The sequence below is a fragment of the Phenylobacterium sp. genome (genome assembly GCF_044372605.1).
In the GTDB taxonomy this organism is placed as follows: Bacteria; Pseudomonadota; Alphaproteobacteria; order Caulobacterales; family Caulobacteraceae; genus Phenylobacterium.
This window is the reverse complement of sequence record NZ_JBILRO010000121.1, coordinates 1-9,958: the sequence shown is the minus strand read 5'-3', so window position 1 is coordinate 9,958 and position 9,958 is coordinate 1. Positions and strand designations below refer to the sequence as shown.

Genomic DNA, 9,958 nt, shown 5'->3' with positions numbered 1-9,958 from the left:
AGTCCGCCGTCGAGGGCGCGGCCCTGGCCTTTGATTTCGAACCCAACCGACTGGAGAAGACCGAGGAGCGGCTGTTCGACCTCAGGGGTCTGGCCAGAAAGCTGGGCGCCACCGTTGAGTCCCTGCCGCAATTGCGCGTGCAATTCGCCGCGCGCCTGCGGGCGGTGGAAACCTCGGAGGTCGCGCTGAAGGCCGCTCAGGCGGAACTCGCCGCCGCGCGCGCGGCCTACCTGAAGGCCGCCGAGGCGCTGGCGGCTGCGCGTCAAGCCGCCGGTACACGCCTGGCCGAGGCGGTGATGGCGGAACTGGCGCCGCTCAAGCTGGACAAGGCGCGTTTTCGGGTGGCGGTCGAGGTTCTGGCGGAGGACCGGGCTGGCCCCCTCGGCATGGATCGCACCGCTTTCGAGATCGCCACCAATCCCGGGGCGCCGTTCGGGGACCTGGGCGCCATCGCTTCGGGCGGCGAACTGGCGCGGTTTGCACTGGCGCTGAAAGCCTCACTGGCGGGGCGTGCATCCGGCCCCCAGCCCCTGATGATTTTCGACGAGGTGGACCAGGGGGTTGGCGGCGCGGTGGCCGATGCCGTGGGATTGCGCCTGAAACGCCTGGCCGAGAACGCCCAGGTGCTGGTGGTCACGCACAGCCCGCAGGTAGCCGCCCGCGCCGAGGCCCACTGGCGCATCGCCAAGGCCGGAGAGGGTGAACGTCTGCGTACCGCCGTCGAGGTGCTGACCCCGGCGGACCGCGAGGAAGAGATCGCTCGCATGCTGGCCGGCGCCCAGATCACCGACGCCGCCCGCGCGGCGGCCCGGGCGTTGATGGAGGCGTGAGGGGATGCAGGTCGGGTGTGAGCAGCGTTTTTCCCTACCCATGAAGGGCAGCGAACAGTGAAGGCGATCGAGACCCTCACCGAAGCTGAAGCGCTTGAGGAACTGACTGCGCTCGCCGACGAGATTGCGGCGCACGACATCCGGTATCATCAGCGGGATGATCCGACGATTTCGGACGCCGACTACGATGCGCTGAAGCGGCGGAACGAGGCCATCGAGGCGCGGTTTCCGCAACTGGTCCGTGAGAACTCGCCCTCGCTCAATGTCGGCGCTGCGCGAGCGGAGCAGTTCTCACCGGTCGAGCACGGCGTGCCGATGTTGAGCCTGGACAACGCCTTTGCCGATGGCGAGGCGGCCGAGTTCGACGCCCGTATCCGCAGGTTCCTGCGATTGCCGGCCGACGAGACTGTGGGCTACACGGCCGAACCCAAGATCGACGGGCTGTCGTGCTCCATTCGCTACGTGAACGGGCTGCTGGTCCAGGCGGCCACCCGGGGCGACGGCCGGGTGGGCGAGGACGTGACGCAGAATGTCCGGACTATCGCCGATATCCCCAAGCGCCTGTCAGGCGCAGGCTGGCCAGAGGTGATCGAAGTCCGCGGCGAGGTTTATCTGGGCCACGACGGGTTCGCCTCGCTCAATGCCGCAGCCGTGGCGGCCGGCCAGAAGGTCTATGCCAATCCACGGAATGCCGCCGCCGGCTCCCTGCGCCAGATCGACCCCACGATCACAGCGGCCCGGCCTTTGCGGTTCTTCGCCTATGCCTGGGGGCTGCACAGCACAGGTTTCGCCGAGACCCAATGGGCGGCGCTGCAGCTTTTGAAGGCCTGGGGTTTCCAGACCACGCCGGAAAGTGCGCGGGTCGAGGACGGGGCCGGCCTGCTGGACGCCTATGCCCGCATGGAGGTGACCCGTCCGAAGCTGGCCTACGATATCGACGGCGTCGTCTACAAGGTGGACCGGCTGGACTGGCAACAGCGGCTGGGATTTGTGACCCGCACGCCGCGTTGGGCGATCGCGCGCAAGTTCCCCGCCGAGCAGGCCCGCACGGTGCTGGAGGCCATCGATATCCAGGTTGGCCGGACGGGCGCCATCACCCCGGTGGCGCGGCTGAGGCCGGTGACGGTAGGCGGCGTGGTGGTCGAGAACGCCACCCTGCACAATGCCGACGAGATCGCGCGCAAGGGCCTGCGTGTAGGCGACACGGTGATCCTGCAGCGGGCGGGTGATGTGATCCCGCAGATCGTCAGCGTCGTGGAGGATGAGGCGCGCGGCGCCGAGCCGTTCCAGTTCCCCACCCACTGCCCGTGCCCGCTGCAAACCCCCCTGGCGCGGGAGACCACGGCGGCGGGCGCCGAAACGGTGGTGCGGCGTTGCACCGGCGAGTTTGCCTGCCCGTTCCAGAGGCTGGCGCACCTGCGCCATTTCGTTTCGCGACGGGCCTTCGACATCGAGGGGCTGGGCGAGAAGCAGATCGCGGTTTTCAATGAGCGTGGCTGGCTGGAGACGCCGGCGGATATCTTCCGGCTCCACACCCGCCGCGATGAGATGCTGGCGATAGATCGCTTTGGCGAGACCAGCGTCGCCAACCTGATCGAGAGCATCGAGGCGCGGCGTCAGATCCCGCTGGACCGGTTCGTTTATGGTCTCGGCATCCGGCATGTGGGTGAGACCACGTCCCTGGCGTTGGCGCGACATTTCGAGACGGTGGACGCCTTTGTCGCCGCTGCGAAGGCGTGCGCCGTGCAGCAGGCGGGGCCGATCTATTCAGAGCTTTCCAATCTCGACGGACTGGGCCCGACGGCGGTGCAGGCGGTGCTGGATTTCGCGTGTTCCAGCCAGGCGTTGTTGATCCCGCCGGAAATCTCGCTGGACGCCCACCTGAATCTGGCGATTCCGAAGTTGAATGCCCGCGCGCGGGCGGCCCTGGCGGCGCGGTTCGGGGATTGGGCTGCGTTTGAGGCCGCCGCGCGGCGCGCCGCCGCCGAGATGCCCGGCGAGGCCTTTCTGGAAATGGCGGCGATTGACGCCGTGGGCGTGGTCTCCGCCCGCATGATCGCCGAGTTCTTCGGGGAAGATCACAACGAGCGGCTGGTTGAAGCCCTCTTGGTCGAGCTACGGGTGGCTCCGGCCGAGCGGGCCCGGACGGACACCGCCGTCGCCGGCAAGACCATCGTCTTCACGGGTGCCCTGGAGAAGATGACCCGCGACGAGGCCAAGGCCCAGGCCGAGGCGCTGGGCGCCAAGGTGTCGGGGTCTGTCTCGAAGAAGACCGATCTGGTGGTGGCAGGGCCGGGGGCAGGGTCGAAGCTGAAAACAGCCACCGATCTGGGGATCGAGGTGATCACCGAGGACGCGTGGCTGGCGCTTTTGGCGGGGTAGGGCGCATCTCCGTCGCCTTCAATTCCGCACAGGCGTCCGGCTCCTGCGTCCACATAAAGCTGGCGATCTTCCATTCGGCCTCGGCCTTGATCAGGCCGAACACGTCCACGCCGCAATGGGTGGTCTTGCCGTCGACCTGGAATTCGTAGGGCGCCGTCACCGTCGCCATAGCGCCGCGACGTGAGACCACCGGCGACCACATGCGCTCCAGGTAGCCCGGGCCAATGGCCTTGTTGAACGTCTCGTCGGCCGCCATCCGACCGATGCGTGTCGTTCCGTCAGGCTGCGTGCTTACGGCGGTATAGATGCTGCCTGGCAGGACGATCTGGCGCATGGTGGCTGTATCCCGGGCTCCAAGGGCGTCAAAGAACCGCTGCACGGTCGCAAGGATCGGTGCGTCGTCATCGGGTGAAGAGGCCTGCGCAGACCCAGCCAGCGCCAGGGCGGAAAGCACGATGAGGTATTTCAGCATCTCAAGCCCTCGCTGCGACGATCCACGTCGCCGAATCCAGCCGTACGCCATCGGGGCCATCGTGCGCCTTCAAGGCTTCTCGCACCGAGGCGATGACCACGTCGCGCTTGTCCGGGTTCTCCCGCAGGAGACCGCCCAGTGGCCCCACCCGCATGGAAAGCCCGACCACGGTCTCCAGATCCCCGCCGCCGACCTTTTCGTTGTGCGGGGTGATGGTGACGTCCTTGAACCCGGCGGCGGCCAGAATGCCTCGTACCCGTTCGGCATCCGCAAAGGCGAAGGGTCCGGGGGCTCCGGGCTCCGGCGGCGCAGGCGGCGGCACGTGCGCCAGGGCTGCCGACATGGGCAGGGTCATGATCGGGTTTTCGGCGGGCGGGCGCCAGCAGACGAAGACCAGACGCCCGCCGGGAGCCAGGGCGCGCCGGATATTCACGAACGCCGCTACGGGATCGCTGAAGAACATCACGCCGAAGCGGGAAAACACAGCGTCGTAACCACCTGGCGCAAAGGCCGCCGTCTGGGCATCCGCCTCCAGGAACTCGACACCGGCCAAGCCCTCGGCGCGCCGGCGGGCCACCTCCAGAAGGGTGCGTGAAATGTCCGCGCCGGTCACCTGGCCGCCCGGCGCCACAGCGCGTGCGAGCTCCAGGCTGGTCTCGCCGGCACCGCAGCCGATATCGAGGATTTTCTCGCCGGGTTTCGGCTGCAACACCGCCATGCCGGCGCGGCCCAGAGGCGCAAGCTGGCGGTCCAGCGGCCCCTGAAGCTCGGCCCAGGTCGGACCTGCGGCTTCGTTCCAGTAGACGGCCTGTTGGGCGTTGGGGGCGTCGGTCATCATATCGGCCTCGTAACCTCGGTGAGCCAGGTCTGGACATCGGCCTCGACGAGGGGACCGATCACATCGCGGACCTGGGCGTGATAGCTATCGAGCTGAGTACGCTCCTCGTCCGATAGCATTGCCGCCACGATCAGGCGCCGGTCGATGGGCGCCAGGGTCAGCGTCTCCCAACCCAGCATCGGCCGCTCACCGCCGGGGATCGGGGCGGGCGGAGTCACCACCTGCAGGTTCTCGATCCGGATGCCGTAGGCGCCTTCCTTGTAGTAGCCGGGCTCGTTCGACAGGATCATGCCGGGCCGCAGGGCGACGGTGTTCGGCGCCTTGGCGATCCGCTGCGGACCCTCATGGACGCCGAGGTAGGAGCCCACGCCGTGGCCGGTGCCGTGGTCGTAGTCCAGGCCATGCTGCCACAGCGCCATCCGCGCGAGCGCGTCGAGCTGCGAGCCGGTGGTTCCCACCGGGAAACGGATGCGCGCCAGTGCCAGGTAGCCCTTCAGCACCAGGGTGAAGCGTTCGCACATCTCCGCACTGGGCTCACCGATGGCGACCGTGCGGGTCACGTCGGTCGTGCCGTCGAGGTACTGGCCGCCGGAGTCCACCAGCAAAAGGGTTCCGTCGAACGTCTTCGTGTTCAGGCGATCGGTCGGGCGGTAGTGGGGCAGGGCGCCATTCGAGGCCGCGCCGGCAATGGTGTCGAACGACAGGTCCTTCATGACGCCGGTCGCCTGTCGGAACGCCTCCAGCTTGCGCACGGCGGTGATCTCGTCGGGCGGATTGATCTGCCCTTCGGTGGCCAGCCAGTGCAGGAAGCGGGTCAGGGCCGCGCCGTCGCGGATGTGGGCGTTGCGGGTCCCGGCGATCTCGACGTCGTTCTTGCAGGCGCGGGGCAGGGCGCAGGGATCCTCGCCGCGGATCACTTCGGCGCCGGCGGCGGCGAGGGTTTCGAAGTACCAGGCCGAGGACTGGGCAGGATCGATGACCACGCGCTTGCCCTTCAGGTCGGCCAGGGCACCGGGCAGGTCGGCGGGGGTTTCCAGCGACACCTGATTGCCGAGCCAGGCCGGCAGGTCGGGGGTGACCTTGGCCGGGTCCAGGAACAGGCGCGCGGTGCCGTCCTTGTTCAGGATCGCCTGGCCGATCGGCAGCGGCGAGCGGATCACGTCGCCGCCGCGCACATTGAACAACCACGCAATCGAGGCCGGGGCGGTCAGCACCGCCGCCTCGCCGCCGCGCTGGGCCACCAGGGCGCCGACCCGGGCGCGCTTGGCGCTGGACTCTTCGCCGGACACTTCCAGCGGATGGGAGACGATGGGCGCCTGCGGCTGTGCGGGCCGGGCCTGACCCCAGGCCTGATCTAGCGGATTGTCATTGACGGCCAGCAGTTCGCATCCTGCGCGGGCTGCCGCCGCCTTGAGATGGCCCAGCGCATCGGGGCTGTGCAGGCGCGGGTCATAGCCAATCTTCTGGCCGCGCCCGGTGGCGGTTTCCAGGTAGGCCGGCACGCCGCCATCCACCAGGTCGCGGATCTCGAACACCTGGGTGTCAACCTGGTCGCGAACCTGGATTGTGTAGCGCCCGTCCACAAAGACGGCCGCCTTGTCCTTGAGGATCACCGCAGCGCCTGCCGAGCCGGTGAAGCCGGTCGCCCAGGCCAGCCGGTCATTGGCGGCGGGCAGGTACTCGTTCTGATGCTCGTCCTCGTGCGGCACGAGAAAGCCGTCGAGGCCCTGTGCGGCCATGGCCAGGCGGATCAGCGGCACATGCTTCGGGCCGAAGGAGGGGTCAGTGGTTTCGTTGAAGGTCTGGAGCATGGGGGAGATTTAGGCATATCCCGCATTGGGGGCAAACGCCGTCAGCTTGAGATGCTGCCGAATTCCGCGTATCTGCAAACTCATGGTCTGCAGCGTTCACACCAGTTCGTCGAATTCCAACGGTCCCAGCCGGGGTCGTCCGGATTCGCGCGCGCCTGACTAGACGCAACCGAAGACCGCGACCCCGCCGAAACGGCAGGGTCGCTGATGACGCCTTTCCTGCCGCCGGCCGAAACCCGACAGGAGACAATCATGATCGAAGACCTGAAGCCCTGGTTTCCCATCCGAACCGAGCGCCTGTTGCTGCGCCCGTTTACGCATGACGATTTTGACGCGGTCCATGCATATGCGAATGATGAGGCTGTCATCCGGTACATGGATTGGGGCCCCAACACGCCCGCTGAGACCGATGCAGCGATCACCAAGTTCTCGGAGGCGCAGCTTCACCGGTCACTCTCCGAAGTGAACCTGGCTATCCATCACACAGCGGATGCGAAGGTGATCGGATCGATCCGGTTGAACATAAACAACCAGGCCACACTCACCGGCGACTTTGGCTACGTTCTCGCGAGCGCTTACTGGCGAAAAGGGCTGGCGACCGAAGCGGCTGTCGCAATCCTACGCGCGGGTTTCAAAGAGCTGGGCCTGCGTCGAATCTGGGCTGAGTGCGATGTGCGCAACGTCGGCTCCTGGGGCGTGATGCAGAAACTAGGCATGCGACGTGAAGCGCACTTCCGCAGGGACAAGCGCTCTCGTGACGGCTGGCGTGACAGCTATCTCTACGCAATCCTGGCAGAAGAGTTTCGGCGATAATATTATCCGGGTAAAATTGACAAGAGTTGCTGAGGGCGATAAATGCCTGAACGCGGAGAGCGCCAATGACGAACGAAACCCTCTTTTCTGTCACAAACATCGGCGCGATGGCCGGATGGTTGCTTCTGGCTTTGGCGCCGCTTCGGCGCGGCCCGATCCTTTTGGCGGCTCGCGGTGTCGGGCTGATTTTGGCTCTGGCCTACACCGCGCTGATGATCGGCCTGATTTCCGACGGGACAAAGCTCGGCTTCTCCGGACTGAATGGCCTTGCCACTTACTTCAGCCAGCCACCGGTCATGCTGGTGGGCTGGATCCACTATCTGGCCTTCGATCTTTGGGTGGGCGCCTGGGAGGCCGAGGTCGCTCCAAAGTGGGGCGTGCCGCACTGGGCGCTGCTGCCGTGCCTAGGTGCAACGTTCTTCGTTGGCCCGATAGGGCTGGTCCTGTTCCTGGCGGTCGCGGGCGCCTGCCGCCTGGGTCGAAAGACCTGAGATGGACAAAGCCTCCCGCCGCGATCTCCTCCGTGACTACAAGGAGCGCAAGGCTGTTGCCGGCGTCTATGCCGTGCGCTGCGCGCCTTCTGGAGAGATCTGGACGGCCGGCTCGCGCAATGTCGACCTCCAGCAGAACAGCCTCTGGTTCGGCCTGCGCAACGGTGGCCACATCAATCGCGCCATGCAGGCCGCCTGGACCGCCCACGGCGAGGCGACGTTCAGCTTTGAGGTCCTTGAGCGCATCGATGACGAGGCCCTGACCCCGCAGGGCGTTCTCGATCGCCTGAAGGATCGCCAGCAGCATTGGCTGGTGACATTGGGGGCGAAGAAAGCGGTAGGCTAGCCCTTGCGCAGCACCAGCGTCGCCCAGGCGTCGCGGTGGATGCGGCGCACCAGCCTAAAGCCCTTGGACGTATAGGCCGCCAGGACGCGCCGCTGCTGGGTGCGCAGAAGGCCGGACAGGATGGCGATGCCGCCGGGCTTCAGCGCCAGTTTGATGTCCTGAGACAGCGCCACCAGCGGCGGCGCCAGGATGTTGGCGAAGGCCAGGTCATAAGGGCCGTCGCGGCGCACTTCCGGATGGTTCAGGCCGGAGGCGTGGACGAACCGGGCGCGGGCGCCGTTCAACGCGGCGTTCTCATTGGCGATGCGCACCGAGGGGGCGTCGATATCGGTGCCGACGGCGACGGGAGAGCCGGTTCTTGCCGCCGCGATCGCCAGCACGCCGGTGCCGCAGCCGACGTCGAGCACGCGGGCGAACCGGCGCTGCTTCAGCAGGTCGTGGAAAGCCTGCAGGCAACCGACCGTCGTGCCGTGGTGACCGGTGCCAAAGGCCGCGCCCGCCTCGATCCGGAGGTTCACGGTGCTGGCCGGGGCGAGGCCGCCATCGTGGGCGCCATAGACGAAGAACCGGCCGGCGCGCACCGGGGGAAGGCCTGAGAGCGCCATGGCCAGCCAGTCGGCGTCGGCCAGCGCCTCGGTCACCACGCGAAGCGTCGGGTAGCCGGCCAGCAAGGCCTCGATAGCGGCCTGTTCATGGCTCTCGGTCGGGAACGCATCGATCCGCCAGACGTCGCGGTCCTCGTCCTCCTCGAGGATGGAGAAGGTCAGGGCCTCGGTGGCGGGATTGGCCTCGAGCGCCGCAGCTGCAGCCTCGGCGTCGGCGCGCGGGCCGCGGGCGGTGATCTGGACGGCCTCATCACTCATGGGCGGGAGGCTCTATAGGCTTGACGCACGAAAGGCGAGGGGGAACGACCCGGGCCGGGCCAAGGCTACAGCCATTTGGCGCGCCGGAAGGCGAAGAACAGCCCTGTACAAATCACCGTTACGGCGCCCAGCACCACCAGATAGCCATAACGCCATTCCAGTTCCGGCATCACTTCGAAGTTCATGCCGTAGAGGCCGAACACGGCTGTGGGCACGGCCAGGATCGCTGCGCCGGCCGTGAGCCGGCGACTGACATCGTTCTGGCGCTGCTGTTCGAACAGGTTCGATACCTCGAAGACCGACGACAGCACATCGCGCAGGCCCTCGATGGCGCTGGAGACCCGGCGCAGGTGGTCGCCTACGTCACGGAAGTAGGGCCGCACGCCGGGATCCATGAAGGGCAGGTGCATGTGCTCGAGCCGAGCGCAGACCTCTTCCATCGGGCCCAGCATGCGCCGGAAACGCATCAACGTCTGGCGCAGGTTGAACAGGTGGGTCACGTCCTCGCGGCTGAGAAAGGCGTCGAGGGCGCGGCGCTCGATGGCCAGCACTTCTTCCTCGATCTCGTCGACGATGGGCTGGTAGCCATCCAAGATGAAGTCGAGGATCGAGTAGAGCACATAGGCGATGCCATGCTCCAGCATGGCCGGCGAACTCTCCAGATGCCGTCGAACCTCCGTGTGCGACCGGTCCGAACCGCGGCGCAGGGTGATGATGTGGTTCTTGCAGAGGAACGCGCAGGTCTCGCCGTAGACGATCTCCGCGTTCTCCAGCCGCGCGGTCCGGCAGACCACGAAGATCTGGTCGCCATAGGCGCTGACCTTGGGCAGGGGGTGGTCGCAGAGCGCATCCTCGATGGCCAGGGGGTGCAGGCTGAAACGCTCCTGCAGTATGGAGAGCTCTTCCGGCGTCGCGTTGACCATGCCGATCCAGGCGAACTGGTGCGGCTGGACGGGGCGGTCCTCGGCCTCATGCAGGCGCAGGTGCCGCAGACGATGGCCCTCGGAGTAGACCCTGGCGGCGGCAACAGGCATGCGGGCGGTGGTATCCGATGGTTCGCTCTTCAGTGTGAGGGCGCCGGCGGCAGGATGGCAACCCGGGAGCCTTCCAAA

The 9,958-nt window shown here is 67.0% G+C and carries 9 protein-coding genes and 1 pseudogene; 5 read left to right on the top strand and 5 right to left on the bottom strand.

Annotated features, from left to right (window positions below):
* Together ACIQ42_RS10945 and ligA are read left to right on the top strand one after the other, a co-directional pair.
* Positions 1–830 (top strand): annotated as a pseudogene (locus ACIQ42_RS10945) (DNA repair protein RecN); the annotation flags it as partial.
* Between the two features lie 57 nt (positions 831–887).
* Entirely contained in the window at positions 888–3,212 is a 2,325-nt protein-coding gene (gene ligA / locus ACIQ42_RS10940) for an NAD-dependent DNA ligase LigA (RefSeq protein WP_397422228.1), read from the top strand.
* Here ligA and ACIQ42_RS10935 read toward each other — a convergent pair.
* From ACIQ42_RS10935 to ACIQ42_RS10925, 3 genes are read right to left on the bottom strand one after another with little or no spacing between them, the layout of a single operon-like run.
* Positions 3,175–3,684, bottom strand: coding sequence for a hypothetical protein (locus ACIQ42_RS10935; RefSeq protein WP_397422227.1), 510 nt, complete (start codon positions 3,682–3,684; stop codon positions 3,175–3,177). The two genes, ligA and ACIQ42_RS10935, sit on opposite strands and share 38 nt — an antisense overlap.
* Position 3,685: 1 nt before the next feature.
* A complete protein-coding gene (locus ACIQ42_RS10930; RefSeq protein ID WP_397422226.1) occupies positions 3,686–4,522 on the bottom strand; it encodes a class I SAM-dependent methyltransferase in 837 nt (278 codons plus the stop codon).
* The gene (locus tag ACIQ42_RS10925; RefSeq protein ID WP_397422225.1) at positions 4,519–6,333 is read right to left on the bottom strand and encodes an aminopeptidase P family protein; all 1,815 of its coding nucleotides are present in this window, start codon (positions 6,331–6,333) and stop codon (positions 4,519–4,521) included. Before ACIQ42_RS10925 ends, ACIQ42_RS10930 begins: the two co-directional genes overlap by 4 nt.
* Positions 6,334–6,585: 252 nt before the next feature.
* Here ACIQ42_RS10925 and ACIQ42_RS10920 point away from each other — a divergent pair, with 252 nt between their 5' ends.
* The 3 genes from ACIQ42_RS10920 (at position 6,586) to ACIQ42_RS10910 (ending at position 7,983) form a co-directional block, all read left to right on the top strand.
* Positions 6,586–7,146 carry a GNAT family N-acetyltransferase gene (locus ACIQ42_RS10920; RefSeq protein ID WP_397422224.1) on the top strand — a complete coding sequence of 187 codons (561 nt, stop codon included), beginning with the start codon at positions 6,586–6,588 and terminating at the stop codon, positions 7,144–7,146.
* A 65-nt stretch (positions 7,147–7,211) separates the two neighbouring features.
* Entirely contained in the window at positions 7,212–7,637 is a 426-nt protein-coding gene (locus ACIQ42_RS10915) for an ABA4-like family protein (protein WP_397422223.1), read from the top strand.
* A 1-nt stretch (position 7,638) separates the two neighbouring features.
* On the top strand, positions 7,639–7,983 hold the full coding sequence (locus ACIQ42_RS10910) for a GIY-YIG nuclease family protein (RefSeq protein WP_397422222.1): 345 nt from the start codon (positions 7,639–7,641) through the stop codon (positions 7,981–7,983).
* On the opposite strand, the gene ACIQ42_RS10905 is transcribed toward ACIQ42_RS10910, so the two are convergent.
* Together ACIQ42_RS10905 and ACIQ42_RS10900 are read right to left on the bottom strand one after the other, a co-directional pair.
* Positions 7,980–8,846, bottom strand: a complete 867-nt coding sequence (locus ACIQ42_RS10905; RefSeq protein WP_397422221.1) for a 50S ribosomal protein L11 methyltransferase — start codon at positions 8,844–8,846, stop codon at positions 7,980–7,982. The two genes, ACIQ42_RS10910 and ACIQ42_RS10905, sit on opposite strands and share 4 nt — an antisense overlap.
* Before the next feature lie 65 nt (positions 8,847–8,911).
* Positions 8,912–9,958: magnesium and cobalt transport protein CorA (locus ACIQ42_RS10900; RefSeq protein WP_397422220.1), on the bottom strand; the 1,047-nt coding region annotated here is incomplete at its 5' end.